The 21,508-nt window shown below is 64.8% G+C and carries 25 protein-coding genes; 14 read left to right on the forward strand and 11 right to left on the reverse strand.

Annotated elements, in window-relative coordinates:
- Window positions 1-42: 42 nt before the first annotated feature.
- Entirely contained in the window at window positions 43-1,050 is a 1,008-nt protein-coding gene (locus ACE10W_RS15880) for an alpha/beta fold hydrolase (protein ID WP_011086540.1), read from the reverse strand.
- Window positions 1,051-1,452: 402 nt separating this feature from the next.
- Between ACE10W_RS15880 and ACE10W_RS15885 the strand changes: the two genes are divergently transcribed.
- From ACE10W_RS15885 to ACE10W_RS15900, 4 genes are all read left to right on the forward strand, one after another.
- A complete protein-coding gene (locus tag ACE10W_RS15885; protein WP_049832367.1) occupies window positions 1,453-1,902 on the forward strand; it encodes a hypothetical protein in 450 nt (149 codons plus the stop codon).
- Window positions 1,903-2,061: 159 nt separating this feature from the next.
- Complete coding sequence (locus tag ACE10W_RS15890) at window positions 2,062-2,214, forward strand: hypothetical protein (RefSeq protein ID WP_053815111.1); 153 nt, start codon at window positions 2,062-2,064, stop codon at window positions 2,212-2,214.
- Window positions 2,215-2,301: 87 nt separating this feature from the next.
- Entirely contained in the window at window positions 2,302-2,637 is a 336-nt protein-coding gene (locus ACE10W_RS15895; RefSeq protein ID WP_011086542.1) for a hypothetical protein, read from the forward strand.
- 20 nt (window positions 2,638-2,657) lie between these two features.
- Window positions 2,658-3,278, forward strand: a complete 621-nt coding sequence (locus ACE10W_RS15900; protein WP_011086543.1) for a general stress protein — start codon at window positions 2,658-2,660, stop codon at window positions 3,276-3,278.
- 44 nt (window positions 3,279-3,322) lie between these two features.
- Here ACE10W_RS15900 and ACE10W_RS15905 read toward each other — a convergent pair whose 3' ends face one another.
- Window positions 3,323-4,462, reverse strand: a complete 1,140-nt coding sequence (locus ACE10W_RS15905) for a hypothetical protein (RefSeq protein WP_304552539.1) — start codon at window positions 4,460-4,462, stop codon at window positions 3,323-3,325.
- Window positions 4,463-4,864: 402 nt separating this feature from the next.
- Here ACE10W_RS15905 and ACE10W_RS15910 point away from each other — a divergent pair, with 402 nt between their 5' ends.
- Window positions 4,865-5,068, forward strand: coding sequence for a hypothetical protein (locus ACE10W_RS15910; protein ID WP_038966238.1), 204 nt, complete (start codon window positions 4,865-4,867; stop codon window positions 5,066-5,068).
- On the opposite strand, the gene ACE10W_RS15915 is transcribed toward ACE10W_RS15910, so the two are convergent.
- The 5 genes from ACE10W_RS15915 to ACE10W_RS15935 all read right to left on the reverse strand — a co-directional run bounded on the left by ACE10W_RS15915 (window position 5,053) and on the right by ACE10W_RS15935 (window position 9,891).
- Window positions 5,053-5,238: a hypothetical protein gene (locus ACE10W_RS15915; protein WP_038966239.1), complete on the reverse strand. Its 186-nt coding sequence runs from the start codon at window positions 5,236-5,238 to the stop codon at window positions 5,053-5,055. The genes ACE10W_RS15910 and ACE10W_RS15915 overlap by 16 nt on opposite strands.
- Before the next feature lie 75 nt (window positions 5,239-5,313).
- Window positions 5,314-6,543, reverse strand: coding sequence for a carboxylate-amine ligase (locus ACE10W_RS15920; RefSeq protein ID WP_304552540.1), 1,230 nt, complete (start codon window positions 6,541-6,543; stop codon window positions 5,314-5,316).
- 20 nt (window positions 6,544-6,563) lie between these two features.
- Window positions 6,564-7,391 carry a class II glutamine amidotransferase gene (locus ACE10W_RS15925; RefSeq protein ID WP_060911531.1) on the reverse strand — a complete coding sequence of 276 codons (828 nt, stop codon included), beginning with the start codon at window positions 7,389-7,391 and terminating at the stop codon, window positions 6,564-6,566.
- A gap of 101 nt (window positions 7,392-7,492) precedes the next feature.
- Window positions 7,493-8,089: a redoxin domain-containing protein gene (locus tag ACE10W_RS15930; RefSeq protein WP_304552541.1), complete on the reverse strand. Its 597-nt coding sequence runs from the start codon at window positions 8,087-8,089 to the stop codon at window positions 7,493-7,495.
- Window positions 8,090-8,130: 41 nt separating this feature from the next.
- Window positions 8,131-9,891: an MOSC and FAD-binding oxidoreductase domain-containing protein gene (locus tag ACE10W_RS15935; protein ID WP_304552542.1), complete on the reverse strand. Its 1,761-nt coding sequence runs from the start codon at window positions 9,889-9,891 to the stop codon at window positions 8,131-8,133.
- A gap of 185 nt (window positions 9,892-10,076) precedes the next feature.
- Between ACE10W_RS15935 and ACE10W_RS15940 the strand changes: the two genes are divergently transcribed.
- The 5 genes from ACE10W_RS15940 (at window position 10,077) to ACE10W_RS15960 (ending at window position 12,923) form a co-directional block, all read left to right on the forward strand.
- Complete coding sequence (locus tag ACE10W_RS15940; protein ID WP_304552543.1) at window positions 10,077-10,457, forward strand: nuclear transport factor 2 family protein; 381 nt, start codon at window positions 10,077-10,079, stop codon at window positions 10,455-10,457.
- 374 nt (window positions 10,458-10,831) lie between these two features.
- Entirely contained in the window at window positions 10,832-11,293 is a 462-nt protein-coding gene (locus ACE10W_RS15945; RefSeq protein ID WP_028170845.1) for a TerB family tellurite resistance protein, read from the forward strand.
- A 2-nt stretch (window positions 11,294-11,295) separates the two neighbouring features.
- Complete coding sequence (locus ACE10W_RS15950; RefSeq protein WP_028170846.1) at window positions 11,296-11,658, forward strand: hypothetical protein; 363 nt, start codon at window positions 11,296-11,298, stop codon at window positions 11,656-11,658.
- On the forward strand, window positions 11,655-12,293 hold the full coding sequence (locus ACE10W_RS15955) for a TerC family protein (protein ID WP_060911535.1): 639 nt from the start codon (window positions 11,655-11,657) through the stop codon (window positions 12,291-12,293). Before ACE10W_RS15950 ends, ACE10W_RS15955 begins: the two co-directional genes overlap by 4 nt.
- Window positions 12,294-12,341: 48 nt before the next feature.
- The gene (locus ACE10W_RS15960; protein WP_011086552.1) at window positions 12,342-12,923 is read left to right on the forward strand and encodes a TIGR00645 family protein; all 582 of its coding nucleotides are present in this window, start codon (window positions 12,342-12,344) and stop codon (window positions 12,921-12,923) included.
- 101 nt (window positions 12,924-13,024) lie between these two features.
- Here the strand turns inward: ACE10W_RS15960 and ACE10W_RS15965 are convergent, their stop codons facing one another.
- Window positions 13,025-13,993: a helix-turn-helix domain-containing protein gene (locus ACE10W_RS15965; RefSeq protein WP_304552544.1), complete on the reverse strand. Its 969-nt coding sequence runs from the start codon at window positions 13,991-13,993 to the stop codon at window positions 13,025-13,027.
- A gap of 162 nt (window positions 13,994-14,155) precedes the next feature.
- Window positions 14,156-15,094, reverse strand: coding sequence for a LysR substrate-binding domain-containing protein (locus ACE10W_RS15970; RefSeq protein ID WP_028170847.1), 939 nt, complete (start codon window positions 15,092-15,094; stop codon window positions 14,156-14,158).
- A gap of 162 nt (window positions 15,095-15,256) precedes the next feature.
- On the opposite strand from ACE10W_RS15970, the gene ACE10W_RS15975 reads away from it, so the two are divergent.
- Window positions 15,257-15,835, forward strand: coding sequence for a hypothetical protein (locus tag ACE10W_RS15975; RefSeq protein WP_304552545.1), 579 nt, complete (start codon window positions 15,257-15,259; stop codon window positions 15,833-15,835).
- Window positions 15,836-15,886: 51 nt separating this feature from the next.
- On the opposite strand, the gene ACE10W_RS15980 is transcribed toward ACE10W_RS15975, so the two are convergent.
- Complete coding sequence (locus ACE10W_RS15980) at window positions 15,887-16,969, reverse strand: substrate-binding domain-containing protein (RefSeq protein ID WP_011086556.1); 1,083 nt, start codon at window positions 16,967-16,969, stop codon at window positions 15,887-15,889.
- Window positions 16,970-17,083: 114 nt separating this feature from the next.
- Between ACE10W_RS15980 and ACE10W_RS15985 the strand changes: the two genes are divergently transcribed.
- Both ACE10W_RS15985 and ACE10W_RS15990 read left to right on the forward strand, forming a co-directional pair.
- Window positions 17,084-18,568: an aldehyde dehydrogenase family protein gene (locus tag ACE10W_RS15985; protein ID WP_304553773.1), complete on the forward strand. Its 1,485-nt coding sequence runs from the start codon at window positions 17,084-17,086 to the stop codon at window positions 18,566-18,568.
- A 201-nt stretch (window positions 18,569-18,769) separates the two neighbouring features.
- Window positions 18,770-19,033: a hypothetical protein gene (locus tag ACE10W_RS15990; RefSeq protein ID WP_038966250.1), complete on the forward strand. Its 264-nt coding sequence runs from the start codon at window positions 18,770-18,772 to the stop codon at window positions 19,031-19,033.
- Window positions 19,034-19,037: 4 nt separating this feature from the next.
- Here ACE10W_RS15990 and ACE10W_RS15995 read toward each other — a convergent pair whose 3' ends face one another.
- Window positions 19,038-19,934, reverse strand: a complete 897-nt coding sequence (locus ACE10W_RS15995; protein WP_370204385.1) for an alpha/beta fold hydrolase — start codon at window positions 19,932-19,934, stop codon at window positions 19,038-19,040.
- Window positions 19,935-20,115: 181 nt separating this feature from the next.
- Here ACE10W_RS15995 and ACE10W_RS16000 point away from each other — a divergent pair, with 181 nt between their 5' ends.
- Window positions 20,116-21,504 (forward strand): class II 3-deoxy-7-phosphoheptulonate synthase, encoded by a 1,389-nt coding sequence (locus ACE10W_RS16000; protein ID WP_028170853.1) that lies wholly within the window; start codon window positions 20,116-20,118, stop codon window positions 21,502-21,504.
- The last annotated feature ends 4 nt before the right edge of the window (window positions 21,505-21,508 follow it).

A 21,508-nucleotide genomic window follows, 5' to 3' on the forward strand; every position in this document is an offset into this window, starting at 1 on the left:
GAATCGTACCGCGACCAGAGCCCCTCGATGCGATGTGAGTGCTCAGTGCAACGTTCCGGCCGCGGCTTCCTCGACCGCGGCCATCAGATCGGCCGTGTTCGACTGCTGGATCATGTGACCCGCGTCGGGGACGCGATGCATCTTGCTGTGCTTGATCTCGTCATGCAGACGGCCCGACTGCTCGTCGATGTCGATGAGGCGATCGTCTTCGCCGGCCAGGATGGTGACCGGCATGGCCAGTTCGCCGTAGGTCTTCGCCGACAGCATTGCCGCAGGGATCATCAGCGCCGCCTCGGCGGCGCCGGCACGAAGCTGCGAGGGACGCACGGCCAGTGATTTAGGGAAGCCGTCGAATTTTTGCGGGACGGATTTCGGTCCGAACAGCTGTCGCAGCATCGCCGGCCACATCAGGCGGCTGAGGATTGGCGAAATCGTGTGACTGAGGATATCGCCGAATCCCGGTATCGCCGGCCCGGCTATCGCCATCATGGCATCGGTGCGGGCGGTCGGGAAATAATAGCCCGATGCCAGTATCAAGGCCTCGACCGTCGAGGGATGTCTGCTCGCCAGGGCGATCGCAACCGACGCTCCCCAGGAATGTCCGAGCACGATCGCCTTTTCGACGCCGATATGCGCAAGCGCGTCCTTGAAGAGATCGGCTTGCGCCGCAGGCGTCCACACCACATTGCGGGGCCGCAGGCTGTGGCCGAAGCCGGGACGGTCGAACACGATGACGCGATAGTCCTTCGCGGCGAGGTCGATCAAGCCGCTCGACTCGAAATCCTGGATCATGCTGCCGTTGCCATGGAGCAGGACCAAAGGGCGTCCGGATCCGCGCTCGACATAGTGCAGGCGAACGCCGTCGATGTCGATGAACCGTCCTTGTGGCGGGTTGTCGCGTTGTGCCTTGTCGGCAAGCCGCCGATTGACGACCGCGGCGGCCGCCATCAGGCCGGCTGCTGCGATGAGCGCGGAGGCGAACGGATATTCCGCAAGAGCATGAAGGGTCGTCGCCGCCAAAGACGGCGAACGCTTTTTCAGTATGCGCATGTGACACTTTCGCTGACCGCGGCCAGCTGTTGGAGAATAGGAAGGGACGCTTCCGGATTAACGTCCTGGTCTCATCGCGATCTTGATGATGCGCTCCTGGGATCCGGAACCGTATCGACCTGGACGTTGCCTATGCCGTGCCAACGGAGGGCACCATGGCCAGATTCCATGCGGCATGCGCATTCACGGGTCATGTCGTGGAGATGCAACAGGAGGCGTGGAGATATGTTCCTAACCCCAATCGATGCGGCAAGCAGGCCGCCGCCAAGAGCGGTTTCTCAGGATCGCGCTCTGGTGAATGTCGTGTGAGACACCATATCCAGCATATCGCTGGCACAGACACGACAGGCGCCAGTGACCGAGAGACGCTGCCGCGCTCCCGCCACAAACCGGAGGCGCGCGATGAACGTCTTGCTTTATCCTCTGCATCTTTGCCGTAAGCTCGAACGTCGCTGGAGCACGAAGGTGATTCAGGACAGCGGCCAATTGCCGCCGTCGCAAGGGACGAACGGCTGTACCGCTTGCGGGCGGCTCGTGGTGACTCCCGTGCACTCGACCTATTTGCCCACCGGGAAGCTCGTCAATCAGTGGCGGTGCCCGGTGTGCCGGAACGCCTGGCAGACCTCTGCGGATCCCGCGAGCAGCACGGATCTCCAATCGAACCGGTCCGAGCATCTTCGGGAGAACGCCGGACACTGCCTGGCCCTGGAAGGCACCGCTCCCGACGACATGGCGCGCAATCAGTTCAGGCGCATGGGCGATGCCTGGCTCGCTCTCGCGGACACGCCGGATTGGCTCGACGGCGAGACGCCACCGGTCTCGCGACCTCCGCCGCAAAGCGCGCAGGCCTGATCTCGTCCACTCTCCCGACGCACGGCAACGACTTTCATGACTGAGAAGCGCGACCGCGCCGCTTGAATCCGGTGACGCGGGATTTCGGCAAAGGCAAAGCGCGTCATGCCAGCGCAGCAAACGGTCAAGCCGATCCCTTCAAATGCAGGACCAAATGACATGGACAAGGACAAGAGCGGACGCATCGTCGAGACTGCGCTCGAAGCGCGCCAGGGCGAGCTCGGTCCGAGCGTGCTGATGCTGCTGGGCGTGAGTATGGGACTTGCCATTCTCATCATGGCGGTCACGGGGATGATGTTCTTCAGCGCTTGATCTCGAAGCCGACGTCCCCGGGCGAAGAGCTTAGGAACCAAAGCACCCATGGGGGTTTGGCTCACTCCTTAGACACTGGAGACAATCATGAGACGCCCATCACTCTACATTTGCATTTCTTTATTCACAGCGGCCGCGGCATTGGCGGCGACGTCGGCTTCGGCGCAGACTCCGCCGGCGCAGTCCGGACCTAACAACGGCGCGGTCAACACTGCCGGCCAAAACAACTCCGACGCTCCTGTCGCGGGGCGCAACAGCTTCACCGAAGGACAGGCCAAATCGAAGATCGAGGATGCCGGCTACGCCAACGTCACCGAATTGAAGAAGGACGACAAGGGCGTGTGGCGCGGACAGGCCAGCAAGGGTGGATCAGCCACCGCGGTCAGCGTCGATTTTCAAGGTAACGTCAATTCGGCCAAGTAAGCAAGCAAGAAGGACTCAAGATGACCGTTACAATTTCTCGTCTTTACGACAACTATAACACCGCGCAGCAGGCGGTTCAGCGTCTCGAAGCTGCCGGCGTGCCGCACTCGGACATCAGCATCGTCGCCAACAATTCGGACAGCTGGTTTAACACCGACAAGAAGGTAGATCGCGACCGGGATGGTGTCGATGATCGTGCCGAGGGAGCCGGTACGGGTGCCGGCATCGGTGCGGGCGTCGGTGGTACCGCTGGCCTTCTTGCCGGCCTTGGCTTGCTGGCAATTCCCGGCCTCGGACCTGTGGTCGCAGCTGGCTGGCTGGCCGCGACCGCGGTTGGTGCCGCCGCCGGAGCAGCTACCGGCGGGATCGTCGGGGCGCTCACGGAGGCCGGCATTTCGCGTGAGGATGCGGACACCTACGCCGAGGGCGTCCGTCGCGGAGGCACGCTCGTGTCGGCGCGGGTGGCGGACGCGGATCGGTCCCGCTTTGACTCAATCCTGAACGAGTCTTCCGTCAATTTACGTGACCGCAGTGCCAGCTGGCAAAAGGCCGGATGGAAATCGTTCGATCCTGCCAGCAAGCCTTACGGCGCCGAAGAGGTTCGCAAGGAGCGAAAGCTCTACGGGGGATCATTGCGCTAAATGAGATCTCGACGGCCCGCTCCGGCGGGCCGTTTTTTTTGGCACTACGCGTACAGATACCCGACCGGCTTGCCTTCGGTGCGCAGGGGACGGATGTCCTTGTGCGTGATGATCTGACCGGCCAGACCGTCGATCTCGTCGCGCTGCGTCGCCGTCCAGCTGCGAAGGTCGTTCATGCCCTTGAGCAGGCCGAGCCGGAGGACCTGGGTGTTCTCACCGACGCCAATGAGGTTGATCGAGCTCTTGCCGGCCGTCACCACGTCGCCGGCAGAGAGTTCGAAGGTCTCGCCTGACCTGTTCTTGAATTCGGCCGTGCCGCGGATGACGCGATAGATCACGACCTCGCCTTTGGCAAACGAGGTGCCGTCCGCTGTTGCCGACGTGCTCTTCGGCAGCAGCGACTGACCGGGCGGGTCGGTTGCGATGATGTGGCCGGTGACGAGATGCCCACTCGGCACCTCGATGCCGATATCACGCACATGGACCGGCATTGCCGATTTGACCGAGCCATCGGTGAGTGGCTTGAACAGCGCATCCAGCGCCAACGGGTCCTGAAGCCAGAAGCCTGCATCGGCGGGACGATCATGCAGAGGATGGCGCCAGGCCACACGCGGCGTCTCGGCCTCGTTGATCTGGCTCGGACCGACGATGGTCGGGTTCGGAAACGTGGTGGGATCGGTGATGAAGGCTTCGAGGAACTTGCCCGAATAGCCCATCGAGATCGGATCGGGCACCACTGTCTGCGGCGTCTTCAAGTTCTCTTCGGTCGAAAGGCCCGACCAGGTGTAGAAGAGCTGGCGGTGCACGATCGCGCTTTGCAGCATCACAGCGCCCGGGCCGACACTGTAGAAGCGTCCGTCGTAGTCGAAGGTGAATGCGCCCGAGGTGACCAGCACGAGCTGAAAGCCGCCCGGCGGAAGATGAAGATGGAAATCGGTGGGGCCGGTGTCGGGGCGGTAGATCGGCAGATTGGTCGCGACCTCGTGCAGGAGGAAGGTTTCGTTGTTGGCGTGAAAGCCCTCGTTGGCGCGATTGTAGAGAGCTTGCGGCCGGTAGGTCGCCTCAAACTTCGCATTCTTGTCGCGGTCGATCGCGACGAAGTCCTGATCGTTCAGACGAAGGGGCGTGCCATTCGGACGGGTGAGGCCGGTGAATTTGAGATCGCCCGCAGCATGCACGTTCATGGCATTCTCCGATCTGATCCGCTCGTCCCGGCTGCCCTGGTGGCGAGGGCGGGGACTTGGGGCCTGATGCGGCTTTGCGAATTTTGGGCCAGTTCGGTTGCAGGGCAGCAAATGGCCACCGCGGGTCGGGATGGCGAGACCGGACAGCAGAAAATCCAGTGGTTCCGCCGAAGGTTAGACCGCGCGTTGAGCGGGATTGCCCGACCGTCCTGCCGAACCTCGCGATCTCGCGAACGTGACGCAAACTGTCTAATTTGTCGGCAAGCTCTGACGGGCAGCGTGCAGGGCATGGCTGCTCCCGGGCGCAACCGCGGAACACATTCGGCTCGGCGGGATTAGGCGTCCTGGGTTGCCTTTTGACCGAGGCAGCAGGTCTCGTCCGGCTCTAACCCGGGAGTTTCCATGCAAGACGGCTACGCAAGGCCGCAGGAGGCCGCCCGCTACATTGCGGAGATCTGCACCGAGCTGCGCGAGATCGCGCACACGGCCGGACTTTCATTCCTGGCTCACCTGCTCAGCATGGTGATCCTGCAAGCCGGAAGGCATTGCAGCACCGAGGGACAGGAATTCCGCAAGACGTCCGAAGCCGCTCATTCGAACGACTGAAGCGCGGCGCGCTCGGGCTTGCCGGAGGGGCTGTCCGCCCACTTCGCCATGTCCATCGTTCGGGCATCGACACCTTCGCACCAGAAGCAGCTCGATTCCGTCGCGCCCTTCTCGGACAGGATGGGCACCAGGCCGTGGCCGCAGCCGGCGCAACAGGTGATGTCGGTCATGCTTTTCTCCAGGACACTGTACGAGACACGGCAAATTCCGGAATGCCGTTATCGTTCCCAAAGCTTGCGCGGGCGCTATGTCGGCGCAGACGCGGTGCGTCCGACCGGAGCGCTCGTCCCTGATATCGTCGATGCAGCGATCCAGCGTGACACGGCTGCGATGTCGTTGCCGTTTTCACGGTAGGCGCGAAGCTGGAATTCCGCCGAGCTGCCACGTTCCACGATGGTACGGCAATGCTCGACCTCGGCCGCGCAATTCAGCGCATCCGCGTCCTCGACGATGTCGTCGATCAGGCGGGAGAGCAGCTCCGAGATGGTGATTGGCCCGTCCTTCGAGGCAAAGATGCAATCGGTGCCGTAGCGCTGGGCGCGCCATTTGTTCTCGACGGCGATCGCGCGCTCGACGACCGTGACGGTTTTCGACAGATGAGGCCGCCGATACAGATGTCGCGTCAGGCAGCGATAGAGCGAGGCGATGGCAACGGCGTCGTCGACGAAGGTGCAGGTGTCGGGCGCGCGAAGCTCGACGGTCGGATGCTTCATGGAAGGGCGCATCGCCCACCAGATGTGACTCTCGTCAGGGATCACGCCGGAGCGCTGCAATGCGCCGACATACTCGTCGTAATCATGCCTGCTCTCGAACAGTTCGGGCAGGCCGGTGCGCGGCAGCTCGGAATAGGCCGCCAGGCGGTAGCCCTTCAGGCCCGTCTTGTGCGAGTTCCAGAACGGGGAGGACGCCGACAGCGCGATGAACAGCGGCAGGTGCGGCAGCATCGCCCGCATCACCGCCATGCGCTTCTCGGGATCGGGCAGCTGGACGTGCACATGCATGCCGCACATCATGTTGCGGTGGCCGATGCTGCGCAGATCCTCGATCATCTCCTCGTAGCGCGGCTTCGGGCTCGGTTGCGACATGCGCCAGACGGCGGTCGGATGGGTGCCGCAGGCCATGATCACGAAGCCGTACTGGGCGGCAACGTTCGCGACTTCGCGGCGGAGAAAGCGCAGCTCTTCACGCGCGTCGTTGACGTCGACGTGAACGTTGGTGGCGACCTCGAGCTGGGATTGCAGCATCTCTCGCATGGCCTGGCCACCGGTCGACCAGTTCGCCGACTCGAACAGCTCGTTGGGCGTCTGGATCGCGACGTCCAGGCTGCGCCGATCGGCGAGGAAGTATTCCTCCTCGATGCCGAATGAATATTCAGCCGCCTTGCCACGACCGCCGGCCGAGCGAATGACGAGGTGCTGCTTGTCGTCGGAGGAATCGAGACGCAGCGATTTCAAGACGTCCGAAGCAAATGTCATCGTGCCACCCGGCGAAGGCATTACCTGCGGGAAATAATCCTCCTGACGGGGGCGGGTTCCGCGTCAGCCCCACTGGAAATTGCAAGGTCGAACGGAACAATTTTCGCGCTTTCGGACGCGCGCGCGATCAGGGCGTGATTCGGCGGCACTTCCGTCCAGTCCGATTCCTTGTCGAACGGCTCGGACACGACGACGACCTGGCCGCCGGCCTCGCGGAAATAGAGCGTGTTGGCGGCATCGTTGACCGCGACGCGAAACGCATAGAGATCCCTGCCGTTGGCGATCGCGCTGGTGAAGCGCAGCCGCTCGCGAAGCCGGCCTTCGTTGACGAGACCGACGAGCGATTGCAACACGGCCTGCGTTGCTCGAAGCGGGTCGTTGTCGAGGCCCGCGCCCATGATGGCGAGGAAAACGGCTTCGGAGTCGGTCGTCCCCAATCGCGACGGATAATACGCATCCGGAATCAGCGCCTCGACCTTGCGCCGCAGCCGGTTCCAGCTGCCGACGAATCCGTTGTGCATGAACATCCACTGGCCGCAGGCGAAGGGATGGCAATTCTGCCGCGTCACCGCCGTGCCGGTGGCGGCGCGCACATGGGCGAAGAAGAGGTGCGAGCGCAGATGGCGGCAGAGATAGCGCAGGTTTTCATCCGACCAGGCCGGGCGCGTCTCACGGTAAAGGCCGGGCTCCGGGTGCTCGCCATACCAGCCGAGCCCAAACCCGTCGCCATTCGAACCTGCGGTGGACTGGAGCGAGCGGATGCTCTGCGCGATCAGCGAATGCTCGGGCTCGGTGACGTAAGGCTCGAACGAGGTGGTCTCGCCCCGGTATGCGATCCAGCGGCACATGCAGGTTCCAGTCGAGGGTTATTCTTGAGGTGCACCAACAAACCCGACGGCGTTTGTGTTCCCGACAGAAGCCGCGGCGACCGCGTGACACCTGCCTGTGTCTAATCCTGCTCGTCGAGTACCTTGGACGGAGCCTTGCCATACGGATAGAAAAGCTCCTTGCGGCCCTGATCCCAGAGCGCCTTGAGCCCCGGTGCGGTGATGTCCCAATCCGGACGGCACTTCATGGTGACGGCCCTGAGATCCTGGCGAAGCTCTTCGACGGTCGGGCGGCCGAAGAACCAGTAGCCATTGTAGATCTTGTGAACGACGAGGCGGGGCTCCAGCACGACGACGTGCGGGATCATCGGATTGTGGACCGGATCGGTGTATTCGGCGATGTCGAGATCCTTCTGAACGATACGCCTGGCATCGGAGAGGAAGGGCCAGTGAGCTCCGACCCCGCTGCGGTATTCGTTGGTCTGGAGGATCGTGTCGGTGGTGATGGTGACCATGCGGCAGTAGCCCACCTCCATCTCGCGATGGAGTTGCAGCAAGCCCTCGGCCTGGCGTCGATCCTTGGGACAGAATCCGCCGCGGCCAAGGACGAGCACCATGGGATCATCGCCCTGCAACTCCGAGAGCTCGCGGCGTCTGCCGGTGTGGTCACTGAGCTCATAGTCCGGGAAGGTGACACCTTCCGTGATGTCGGGCCGCATTTGAATCGCTCCATGGTTTGGCGAGGGTGTGTCGAAGCCGGTCAAAGATCGATCACGACATCTCCCTTCGGTTGCGAGCAGCAGATCAGGACATTGCCGTCCGCGGGCGGGTCGAGCGGATCGGGCGCGTAGCTGACTTCTCCGGCCACGAGCCCGCTCTCGCAGTTGTGGCAAACCCCGGTCCGGCACGACCAGCGCACCGGGACGTCGCACGCTTCGGCCAGCTCGAGCAGGCTGGCATAGGATGGTCCCCAGCGGACATTGAGGCCGCTGCGCGCGAATGACACCATCGGGCCCGGGCCGGGTGCTCCGACCGGCGCATGCGCGGGTGTCCGCGGCGAAGCCGCGATACCGGGCGTCAGCGATGGCCTCGCGCCGAACAGCTCGGTGTGGATGCGATCGGGCGCGACGCCCAATGCGGCCAGGCCGGCCGTGAGATCGCTCATGAAAGCGGCCGGCCCGCAGAGATAGAAATCGCCGTCGCGCGGCATGTTGAGCCGTTCGATCAGGTGCTGATCCAGATGTCCGGCGCTGTCGAAATCCGCTCCCGGACGATCGGCCGGATCGGGTGCGCTGAAGCAGACGTGGCTGTGATAGTGAGCGAGTCCGGCCAACAGCCCGCGCGTCTCGGCGGCGAACGCATGCTCGCGGCCGTTGCGCGCGCCGTGCAGCCACCAGACGTCTCGCGTCGACCCTTCCGCGACGAGCGCGTGGAGCATGGCGAGCACCGGCGTCACGCCGATGCCCGCGCTGAGCAAGACGACGGGCCGCGCATCCTGCCGGAGCGTGAAGCTGCCGCGTGGCGCACCGACTTCGACGACGTCGCCGACTCGGAGACTGTCGGCGATATAGAGGGAGGCCGCGCCGTGCGCTTCCCGCTTGATGCTGATGCGGTAGGGCGGGGCATCGGAGCGGCTCGACAGCGAGTAGCTGCGCGTCATCGCCTGTGCCTCAGAGGGCCCGAGCCGCACGACGACAAATTGACCGGGCAGGGCGGGGGCCGCGCGATGCCCGTCCGTGGGTTCGAGGATCAGTGACGTCACGGTGCCGCTTTCGGCGATCTTGCGCGAGACGCGAAACGGACGGAAACCGCGCCAGGCAGGAGGTGGGCTCGCCGCCGGGCCGAGCCCGGCGTTTCCTGCGGCAATCTTGCTTGTGCGCTGCTGCTCGAGCAGCGCTGCGAAGGAACGATTCCAGCCGCGGCTCAGCGCCGGAATCCGCAGCGCGCGCTCCAGGCGGTCGCGCGGGTGAGGGGGCAAGTAAAGCAGCGCGTTGATCTCGAACACGCTCATGCTTTCGGGACCGCTGGCAAGAAGCGTGATCTCGTCACCGGCCTCCACGTCGCCTTCCTCGATCACGCGAAAATAGAAACCAGGCCGGCCGTGCCTGACGAGCAGTGCGGGCATGTCCGGCTCGTCCATGCGAATGCCCAGCCGGTAGCAGGTGACGCGCGGCTGCGTCACCTCGAACAGGGCGGAGCCGATCCTGTAGCGGTCTCCGATGCACACGTTGGTGTCGGCAAGGCCTTCGACGGTGAAGTTCTCGCCGAATTGACCATGAACGAGATCCGGTCGCCCCAGATGTTCCTGCCAGTACCGATAGGACTCGTCCTGGTAGACGAAGACGGCGCGCTGTTCGCCGCCGTGGCCGGCCGTATCGCCCTGGCCGTCGCCGTCGATGTTGAGCCTGCGCACCCTGCGCGGCCCTTCGACGGGGGCCTTCCAGATGCCGGTATGGACGGTCTTGCCTTGCCAGGCGAGGTCGCGCGGCAGGCCGACATTGACGGAAAGCAGACGTGCCATCACGGTTTCCTCGACCCTGAGGTGCGACCCGATCCGACGGGTCGCCTGCACGCTAATCTGCATCCAATTCGAACTGTTAGCTCGTTAGCCGTTGTTAGACGTTGCAAGGGAACCCTTGCCGCCGGAGTCCTGCGTCATCAGATCAAGGCGGCGGGAGGCGGTTTCATTCGGGATCGGAGGTCGAGATGGACGATCGAGCCAGATTGGCGGCGCTCCAGCGCCATTGGGACGCTTCGGACGCGAACGATTTCGAGGCCGAGCACGCCATCTATCGCGACGACGCGGTGCTCGACTATCCCCAATCGAGCGAGCGCATCCACGGCCGGAGGAACATTCAGGAGAGCCGCCTCGTGCAGCCGAACAAGAAGCGCTTCTCGGTTCGGCGGATCATCGGCGGCGGTGATCTCTGGGTGAGCGAGTTCGTGCTGACTTATGACGGCGTGCCGTCCTACGTCGTGAGCATCATGGAATTCCGCGACGGACTGGTAGCGCACGAAACGCAATATTTCGGCGACCGGTTCGATCCATCACCCTCGCGTGGGCATTTGGTTGAGGTCGTGAGGTAGGAGCGGTGCCCGTGCCCACACTCCGTCATTGCGAGCGCAGCGAAGCAATCCAGAGCAATAACGGTGGGGATGCAGCGCGTCCTGGACATGCGCACCACTGCTTAACCAAACATGGCAACACGGAACCGATGCGGCGGCTGGTCGCAGTCTCATCGCCTTGATTCCGACAGACCCATCTTTATGTCTGAGGCGAACAAGAATCCGGGCCCCTCTGGCGAGGCCGCCGACGAATGTCGGCAAACCTCGTGATGTCGGATGACCTGTCCCGCGCGAATGCGATGGATCGGCCGATCGTCGGGTCTTCTCTGTTCCCTCCGACCCAATCGTCCCCATCGCAGCTCCGCGCGGCCATTTCGCAACGTTGAGGAGCATCGATGTCTGACGCCAAATACTCAAACCCGATCGAACTCGAGATTGCCGAACCGTCCAGCCTCAACGAGCAGGCAGCGGCGGCGCTGATCATCGCCGGTGCGCTTGTCGCGGTGGCCGACCGGCGCGTCTCGCCGGTCGAGCGCGACGAGGTGATCCGTTTCATCAGGGATCGCGGACTGGCGCCGCATATCGGCGACGACCGATTGTTCGCGATGTTCGACGAGCTGGCGGAACGTCTCGAGGAGCCCGACTTTGCCAATGTGGTGATCGACACGCTGCGCCCGGTCTCGAACATGTCACTCTCGTCCCATCTGATGGAGCTGTCGGAGCGCGTTGCGGCCGCGGACGAGGACGTGCATCCCCATGAGGTGCAGGCGATCAAGCTGCTGCGGCTGCTGACGCTGGTGTTGCCGCGCGCCAAGCAGGTCGGACCGGGTGCGGCAGGCCCCGTCCCAAAGGAGTGAGCATGAGCGCGGCATCGGACGAGCATACGACCCGAACCGAGGGCACCACGGGCCAGATGGCCGGCGGTGACCCGCGCCTCGACAGGCTCGTCCATCGCCTGCCGCCGCGCATGGGCGACACCGTCACCTATCTGCTCAAGCCGTCCAGCCGCTGGGTGAGAATCCCCTCGGGCGCGCTGCTCGTCGTCGGCGGCGTGCTCTCCATCCTGCCGGTGCTCGGCATCTGGATGCTGCCGCTCGGCCTCGCGCTGCTTGCCGAGGACGTGCCGGCGCTGCGCTCGTCCCGGTCGAAGGTGTTCGACTGGATCGAACGCCGCAAGCCGCAATGGCTCGAACCGTCCGCATCGAAGAATGATCAATCATGATTGAATTCATCACCGCAGACGCGCTGACCGCGCTGCTTCAGGTCGTCCTGATCGACCTCGTGCTCGCCGGCGACAACGCCGTCGTCATCGGCCTTGCCGCTGCCGGGCTGCCGGCCGAGCAGCGCCGGCGCGCCATCGTCGTCGGTATTGTCGCGGCGACTGCACTCCGGATCGCCTTTGCCGGCGTCGCGACCCAGATCTTGCAGGTGATCGGCCTCCTGCTCGCCGGCGGCGTGCTGCTGCTCTGGGTGTGCTGGAAGATGTGGCGCGAACTGCGCGAGCAGGCCGCGCATAGAAGCGGGCTTGCGTTCAGCCATGGCGGCGGCGGAAGCGCGGCATCGGCACCGCGCAAGACCTTCGGCCAGGCCGCCCTGCAGATCGTCGCGGCCGACGTCTCGATGTCGCTCGACAACGTGCTCGCGGTCGCGGGCGCGGCGCGCGAGCATCCCTACATCCTGGCCTTCGGCCTGCTGCTGTCGGTCGCGATGATGGGTGTGGCCGCCGATCTGCTCGGCCGCGTGCTCCAGAAGCAGCGCTGGATCGCCTATGTCGGCCTCGCCATCATCGTTTACGTCGCCTTCGAGATGATCTATCGCGGCTCGCTCGAGCTCGCGCCTGTCATCGCGAGTCTCTGAGGCCGAATCTCTTGGGCGACATCTCTTGCCTGCACTCCGGAGTGATCAATGATTTCTGAACCCAAAGCACCTTCGGCCGCGCCTTCGCTGCCGCAAATCGGCCCGTTCGCCCAGCTGATCTTTGGCTCGCGCTGGCTGCAGGTGCCGCTCTATGTCGGGCTCATCATCGCACAGGGCGTCTACGTGCTGCTGTTCCTCAAGGAGCTCTGGCACCTGGTCGTGCACTCCTTTGACGCCAGCGAACAGCAGATCATGCTGGTCGTGCTCGGACTGATCGACGTCGTCATGATCTCGAACCTGCTGGTGATGGTTATCGTCGGCGGCTACGAGACCTTCGTCTCGCGGCTGAACCTGAGCGGCCATCCCGACGAGCCGGAATGGCTCAGTCACGTCAACGCCAGCGTGCTCAAGATCAAGCTTGCGATGGCGATCATCGGCATCTCCTCGATCTCGCTGCTTCGGACCTTCATCGAGGCCGGAAATCTCGGAACCACGCGCAGCAATTTCACCGAGACCGGCGTGATGTGGCAGGTGCTGATCCACCTGACCTTCATCATCTCGGCGATCGGCATTGCCTGGGTCGATCGCCTGAGCGAGAGCGGACACCGCAAGCAAGCGGGTCACGGCTGAGCGCCTAGCGGGCCGAGATCGAGGTCGGCGGGGGGCGGCGAGGCGGTTTCGCTTGCGCGGAGCGAGCTGCTCGCGATCGCGCGATTTTGACCGGAGAAATCTCAGAGGTGCGGACTGTCGTCCGCAAAATCGCGGGCCTGCGCCAGCGTCCCGGACGGCATCTCGCCGAACGTCGTCCTGTAGAGTTTCGAGAATTCGCCCATGTGCCAGAAGCCGTTCGCGAGCGCTGCGGCCTTCACGGTCATTCCGTTACCTCCGGTCAGGAGCTGCGTGCGGGTCGACCACAGCCGCTTCAGCCTGAGATGGTGATGCAGGCTGACGCCATGCACCGCCTGTGTCGCGCTCTGGAGCGTGCGAACGGAGACGCCGAGCGCATTTGCGAGGTCGCCGCTGTAGAGCGGGATGCCGCCGGACAGCGTGGCCGCCTCGTCCAGCCGCGCGACCAGCTTGCGATGCTTGTCGAACGATCCGCGCTGGCGGTCTTGCGCGTCGACGGGGGCAAGGGCGGTATCGAGGCCCGCGAGAAGCCTTTCCTGGATCGGCCGGTCGATGGCTTCGAATTGCCTGGGATCATTGCAGCGCGAGGCCAGGCAGAACATGTCGAGAATCGCGGCGCGCAGGCCCGCCATCGTGTCGTCGTCGAGACGCGTGAATTCGAGCCCGGTCTCGTAGTCCGCCCAGCCGCGATGGCGCATGTCGGAGTTGAAGCGCAGCATCAGATAGGTGTTGGCGTGATGCTCGACCGCCTCGGTGGGGACCTTGCCGCGCACGATTCCGATCATCGAATTGTCGATCTCGCGGCCGTTGGCGGTGAAATGACAGGCGAGCGGGATGACGAGGCCGACGCCGTGATCGGTGCCGATGTTGGCCTGAAGGCGCCGGGCGAAGGTTCGCTGGAGCACGAACAGACCATCCTGGAGCGGCAGGATGGCGCGGTGCAGCGAGAACTCGCGCGGCTCGAGCGGTGTGCTGATGCCGCCGCCCAGCACCTCGCTTGGACGAAAGGACTCGAAGTCGCTGTAGCGCTCGATGCCCAGGACTCGCGACGGCTTGAGCCAACGTACCGGCATCTCGGATCCCAGTGATCTCAGGCGTTCGGCGTGTGCCGGCGCGTCCTCGACCTCGCGCGCGCGACATCGGCCGGAAATGTTGCCGGAGCAACCGTGCTTCAGGCAAGTCCGCAAGACCACGGGGCGCGCGGTCGCCTCCAAGCTGGCCCGTTTGCCGAGATGTCACGCCGTCTGCGGATAGGCCGCGTTCTCGCGCCGCTCGCGGTCGCCCAGTTCGCGCACCAGTTCCTGGAGAAAGGACTCGGTGTAGGCGGGCAGGGTGCGCTCGGCGCGAACATAGATGCCGAGGTCGGACCAGACCGGGCTGCCGGCATTGTCGAGCGGCAGGAAGACGAGCTGGCTCTCGCGCGACAGCCGGCCGATGCCAAGCTGGGTCTGGAAGGCGACGCCGACGCCGCGTGCGGCAAGCTCGCGCATCAGGTCGATCGAATTGGCCTGGATCGCCGGCTCCGGCGTCTCGGAGAGCTGTGCGATCAGCGGCTGGAGCAGGTGATAGATCGATAGCTCCGGCAGCGCATTGATGACGGGGAAGGCGAGGCATTGCTCCAGCGTCACCGTCTTGCGGCGCGCCAGCGGATGCTCGCGCGATACCACCGCGCCGAGACGGAACCGCTTCAAGGCGACCTGGCGCAGGTCCGGCGGATGGCGGAGCGCCATGGCGATGCCGATGTCGGCCTCGCCGCGGCTCAGGGCCTCGAGCACGTCCGACGATCCCTTCACCTCGGTGGTGAAGCTGACGCGGCGGGCGCGGCCGCGGTGCGAGGCGATCAGGTCCGGCAGCACGGATTCCGTCAGCGACTCGATGCAGGCGATGCTGACGGTGCCGCGCCAGTTGCCGGACAGGGACGCGACGTCCGAGCGGAAACGGTCGAGGTCCTGGAGCACGTTCATGACATGCCGGGCCAGCATCTCGCCGACCGTCGTCAGCGTCAGGCCGCGCGCAGTGCGCTCGAACAGGGGCGATCCAACCTCTTGCTCGAGCTTGAGAATCTGGCGGCTGACCGCCGAGGAGGCAACGTTCAGGACGCGCGCCGCGGCCCGGATCGAGCCGGTGCGGCGGACGGCGTGGAAGTACTGGATGGCCGGTGAGTGAAATCGCATGGGTCCCCCGGCACGAACTATAGCCGTTGCCGAAACGGCATCAACATGTACGAAATTCTCTGCTTTTCGAGAGCGCTGGTCCCCCCTAGGTTCGCCGCCGGCTCGGCCGGGTCCCAAAGAGGGCCGCCGGGCCTGCGCAACGACGCGCCAGGGGATTTCGGGGTGAACGAGAACATCGCTTGCGAGCTGGAGCACGAGCCGGACACCCGTCTGGTCGATCGCCGTCGGGCGGCCGCCTATGTCGGCGTGACCGCCGGGCGTTTCGAGCAATTGGTGCGCGACAGCGTCGTGCCGCCGCCGGTCATGGTGGACAACAAGCGGCGCTGGCCGATGGCATTGCTCGATGTCGCCAAGGACGCGGTGGTCGGCAGCGTGCCGGGCCTTCCGCCGGTCATGGCCGATGTCGCGACGGAGGCGCGCCCTTGCGAGCGCGACCCGGCGCCGGCCTCGCACGAACTGCCCGACCAGGCGTGGTTCGAGCAGCGCGCGCGGTTCGTGCAGCGCGTCCGCCGCTCGCTGCTCTCGGGCAACGAGATCCGTCTCCTGCGCGAGTTCAAGCTGCTCAAGCAGAACCAGATCAGCATGTTCGGCTACTACGGCAGTTTTGAAGCGCTGATGGTGCGCGGCTACATCGTCGAGATCAACCGCAAGCCGCCGTCGAGCCGTCCGCTTGTGACCTATCGCCTGACCGACCGCGGCGAGCAGGTGGTGTCGGCGCTCAAGGACGAGCCGGTCGTTTGACCGGGCGCGTAGCGGCAGTCCGCCAGGGTAAGGGCGAGCCTCGGCCGTTCATCAGCGCACGGCGTGCATCTCCAGAAACGCCTTCACGCCGGTGACCGCACCGGTGTCGGACGGGACGTAACCGGGCAGGCTGGCGACGGCGGCACGAAAATCGGCGCTGCGCATGATATCGAGGATGCGCTGCATCGGCTCGGTGTCGAGGAAGGCGCGTTTGCAGACGAAGAAGTAATCCTCGGTCACGATACGAATGAAATCGAGGCCGAAATGGCGAGCGGCCGCCTCGACGCCGAAACTCGCATCCGCCATGCCGCTCGCGACATAGGCGGCGACCGCGGCGTGGGTGAACTCGATCTGCTGCGCGCCGTTGATGCGGCTTTCGTCGATGCTGTGTGCGGCGAGCAACTGGTCGAACAGAAGGCGCGTGCCGGAATCATGGTCGCGGTTGACGAAGCGGACCTTTGGCCTGGTCAGGTCCTCGATCGTTTCGATGCCAAGCGGATTGCCGCGCGCGACCATCAGACCCATCTCGCGCGTGACGAAACTGATGACGCGGTCCTCGCGCGGATCGAGCCACTCGCGCGCCGCCTTGATGCCTTGTGCCCGCAGCGCGCCGTGCGGCAGATGCAGGCCGGAGAGATCGCACGCGCCCTGCGCCAGCGAGACCAGCGAATGCTGGTTGCTGACATAGCGCAGGTCGACGCCGATGCCGGGCTCGCGGTCGAGGAATTCGCGCAGCTTCGCCACCGCAAAGCCGTGGCTGGCGTGCACGCGGATCACCGAGGGGCGCTGCTCGAGGAACGGCTTGATCTCGCTTGCCAGCTCCTGTGCCAGGTTTTCCAGCTGCGGCCCGAGCCGGGCCTGCATGCGTTCGCCCGCCCATACCAGCCGCTCGCCGAACGGCGTGAGCCTGGAGCCCTTGCCGCGCTGGGTCTCGACCAGCGGCGTGCCGAAGAACTCCGACCATTGCTCGATCAGATTCCAGACGTGCCGGTAGGAGAGGTGCGCGTCAGCGGCCGCGCTCGTGATCTTTCCGGTCTTCCGGATTTCGTTGAGAACGCCGAGCATGACCACCGCCGTGCGCGGACTGCCCTCCTGGCGAAACCGCCAAACTGCCTCGATCTCGATCTGGAGCATGAAACGACCTTATGAAGTTGAGTTCATATGGTGAGTGAGCCATAGGCACACGATATCATATTTACTGCGGCAATCTCCGTCCTAATCTGGCATACCAGAACAGGAGGAAATATGATGTCAGTTGCATATGACTTTGCGCATTCGCCAGCCAGCGAGTTCATGGCCCGGCCGCAGCATCTGCTCATCGACGGCCGCCGCGTCCCCGCGAGCTCCGGCCGCACCTTCAAATCGCTCAATCCGGCGACCGGGCAGGTCATCGCCACCGTCGCCGAAGGCAACGAGGCCGATGTCGACCATGCGGTGGCGGCCGCGCGCCGGGCGTTCGAGGGCCCGTGGCGCACGATGCGCGCCTCCGAGCGCGGCCAGATCCTGCTGCGCTGGGCCGAGCTGCTCAAGGCAAACGCCGAAGAAATCATCGAGCTCGAGTCGATCGATGCCGGCAAGCCGATCTCCGCGACGCTGCGTCAGGACTTCCCGGCTGCCGTCGACACGCTGATCTACTACGCCGGCTGGGCCGACAAGATCAGCGGCGACGTCGTGCCGGTGCGTGACGATGCCCTGACCTACACCGTGCGCGAGCCGGTCGGCGTGGTCGCGGCCATCGTGCCGTGGAATTTCCCGCTGATGATCGGGATGTGGAAGCTGGCGCCGGCGCTGGCCTGCGGCTGCACGATCGTGATGAAGCCGGCCGAGCTGACCTCGTTGTCGGCGCTGCGCATCGCCGAGCTCGCGCTTCAGGCCGGCCTGCCGGCAGGCGTCTTCAACGTCGTCACGGGCCCCGGCCGCGTAGTCGGCGACGCGCTGGTCAATCACCCTGACGTCGACAAGGTCACCTTCACCGGTTCGCCGGGCGTGGGTCGTGGAATCATGAAAGGCGCGGCCGGCAATTTCAAGCGCGTCTCGCTCGAGCTCGGCGGCAAATCGGCCAACGTCATCTTCGACGATGCCGATCTCGAAGCAGCCTCGAAAGCCGCGGCCTCCGGCATCTTCTTCAACGCCGGCCAGGTGTGCTCGGCCGGCTCCCGCGTGCTGGTGCAGGAGAAGGCCTATGACGAAGTCGTCGAGCGTCTCGCTGCACGCGCAAAATCGCTGAAGATCGGCGATCCGCTCGACCGCAAGACCGCGCTCGGGCCTGTCATCTCCGAGAAGCAGATGAAGTCGATCCTCGACTATGTCGATGTCGGCCAGCGGGAGGGTGCCACCCTCGTCACCGGCGGGACGCGGGTCGGCGAGCGCGGCTACTTCATCGGCCCCGCGGTGTTCGCGAATGTCGAACACGAGATGCGGATCTCGCAGGAGGAGATCTTCGGCCCCGTCGTCAGCGTCATCAAGTTCAGGGATGAGGCCGATGCCTTGCGGATCGCCAACGGCACCGCCTACAGCCTCGCCGCCGGCGTCTGGAGCCGCGACATCGGCAAGCTCCAGCGTTTTGCCAAGCGGGCGCGCGCAGGCACGGTCTGGATGAACACCTATGGCTATACCGACGTGCGCCTGCCCTGGGGCGGCGAACGCGACTCCGGCCTCGGTCGCGAGCACGGTACCGCCGCGCTCGACAATTTCACCGAGCCGAAGGCGGTGTGGATGAACTTAGCCGTCTGATTTGGCCGTCTGATACCTCCCGAGCGGCCAAGCCTGGAGCCCGCCTGATCGTTCGGTCAGGCGGGCTCTCTTTTTCGAGATCGATAAAATTGTCTGCATCCCGCTCAGCGGCGGCAAACCCTGCGAACAAGAAGCACGGCGCCTTAAACCTGAGCTTTGGAACCAATGCGCATCCTGTCCGCAAAAGGGCAGGGCATCAGCATGTCAATTCTCAAGGAGATCGTCGCTGCGGTCGCGGGAGTCTACGCGCTCCTGTTCGTCTGCGACGCAGTGTTCGGGGTCGGCGAGGCGCGCTTCGACGACGCCTATTACAGCGCCAGCTTCTACGCGCCGCGGCCAAAGGAATTCCGCTTCGCCGGCGATACGCCGCCGGCCGTCCGCGTCAGCGATGCCTTCGCGCAGTTCGCGCCGGGTGAAGCCAGGCCGAACAGGCGCTACTCGTCGCTGACGACGATCATTCGGTAACGGCTCACTCGCCCTGGATCCATTCCGCCACGCCGCGCCACAGCGTGTCGCGGTGTTCGGGGCGGAAGAAGCCGAAATGGCCTATTCCCTTGGCCCCGATGTCGGACGGCTTCACCGTCAACACCTCCGGCTTGATCGCCGTGAATCCGCCTGTGAGCAACTCGACCGCGGGCCGCGTCGCCCAGGGATCGTCGGAGAAGCACAGCGCGCGCAACTCGCCCTTGAATTTTGCGAAGTTCTCCAGCGCGGGCAGTTTTGAATCGAAGAGATAGCGCGGGCTCGAGACCCAGTTGGCCCATTGCAGGAACACGCCCTTGGGCAAATCCTCGCCAATGCCGGCCCAGCCCGGCGCGTAGCCGAACGCGTGGGCGAGCGGCACGCCAATGAGGTTCATGAAGGCGAAGACGCGGTATTTCTCCGGCGAGGTCATCAGCCGCCAGGTCGCCGCCTGCGAGGCGACGAACGCGGCGCGCGAGATGTCGGTGTTGTTCGCGATCAGCCCGAGCGCCTGGCCGCCGAAGGAGTGGCCGATATAGGCGAGCGGCAGCGTGTTGTAGCGCTCGCGCATCCAGCTCACCGCGGCGGTGACGTCGAGCGCCGCCCAGTCCGACATCGAGGCCTTGAAGCCGACAAGCGATTTCGGCTGATTGTAGCCGACCATTGCCGGCAGCCGGGAGTCGCCGATGCCGCGATAGTCGTAGGTCAGCACCGCGCAGCCGCGATGGGCGAGGTAGGAGGCAAAGCCGCGATAGATTTTTCGCGGGACGGCGGTGGCCGAATTGATCAGGACGGCATGGCGCTTGGCGGCGCGCGGCAGGAACAGGGTGCCGCTCAGCGCATACCCGTCGGTCGCCGGGAAGCTGATCTCGTCGATGAAAACGTCGTCGCGCGCCGCGTCCATGGGCCGCCGGTGTCCTGCCAGTTTCCTTAGCCTTCCCAAGCAAATGCGAATTTGGCTTTCCCTGCAAGGGTTTGCAGTGCGGAATGGATTTACAACTGGCGGCCGGGAGCCAGCCTGTGTATAAGGCGGCCCTCGCAACCCACAGATCAGGTTGTGCTTTTTGCTTCACGGAGAGATTGCGATGTCCGAGCGGTGGACGCCCGAGTCCTGGCGCAGCAAGCCGGTGCTACAGGTGCCCGATTATCCCGACGCCAAGGCTTTGGCCGACGTCGAGGCGCAGCTTGCGACTTTTCCGCCGCTGGTGTTCGCGGGCGAGGCGCGCAATCTGAAGAAGGCCTTGGGCCGCGTTGCGGCGGGCGAGGCCTTCCTGCTCCAGGGCGGCGACTGCGCCGAGAGCTTTGCCGAGCACGGAGCCAACAACATCCGCGACTTCTTCCGCGTGCTGCTCCAGATGGCGGTGGTGCTGACCTATGCCGGCGCAGTGCCCGTGGTGAAGGTCGGCCGCATCGCCGGCCAGTTCGCCAAGCCGCGTTCCTCGCCGACCGAAAAGGTGGGCGGCGTCGAGCTGCCGAGCTATCGCGGCGACATCGTCAACGACATCGCCTTCACCAAGGAAGCGCGTGTGCCGGATCCGCAGCGCCAGCTGATGGCCTATCGCCAGTCGGCGGCGACGCTGAACCTGCTTCGCGCCTTCGCGACCGGCGGCTACGCCAATCTCGGCAGCGTGCATGAGTGGATGCTCGGCTTCCTCAAGGACTCGCCGCAGTCCCGCCGCTACAAGGAGCTGGCCGACCGCATCTCGGACGCGCTCAACTTCATGCGCGCCTGCGGCCTCGATCTGGAGAGCCATCCGGAGCTGCGCGCGACCGATTTCTACACCAGCCACGAAGCGCTGCTGCTCGGCTACGAGCAGGCCATGACCCGCGTCGATTCCACCACCGGCGACTGGTACGCGACATCGGGCCACATGATCTGGATCGGCGATCGCACCCGCCAGCTCGACCACGGCCATATCGAATATTTCCGCGGCATCAAGAACCCGATCGGGCTGAAGTGCGGCCCGTCGCTCAAGCCCGACGAATTGCTGAAGCTGATCGACGTGCTCAACCCCGACAACGAGCCGGGCCGGCTGACGCTGATCGGCCGCTTCGGCTCCGACAAGGTTGGCGAGCACCTGCCGAACATGATCCGCGCCGTGAAGCGCGAGGGCAGGGTGGTGGTCTGGTCGTGCGATCCCATGCACGGCAACACCATCACCTCGACGTCGGGCTACAAGACGCGGCCGTTCGACCGCATCCTGTCCGAGGTGAAGTCGTTCTTCGCGATCCACGCCGCCGAAGGCACCCATGCCGGCGGCGTGCATCTGGAGATGACCGGCCAGGACGTCACCGAATGCCTCGGCGGCGCCCGCGCGATCACGGACGAGGATCTCAACGACCGCTATCACACGGTCTGCGACCCGCGCCTCAATGCCGAGCAGTCCATCGACATGGCCTTCCTGGTCGCCGAACTGCTCAAGCAGGAACGCGCCGGCAAGGCCAGGCCGATGCCGGTCGCCGCGGGGCTCTAAGACC

The organism is Bradyrhizobium sp. B025, assembly GCF_042257955.1.
Classification (GTDB): Bacteria; Pseudomonadota; Alphaproteobacteria; order Rhizobiales; family Xanthobacteraceae; genus Bradyrhizobium; species Bradyrhizobium diazoefficiens.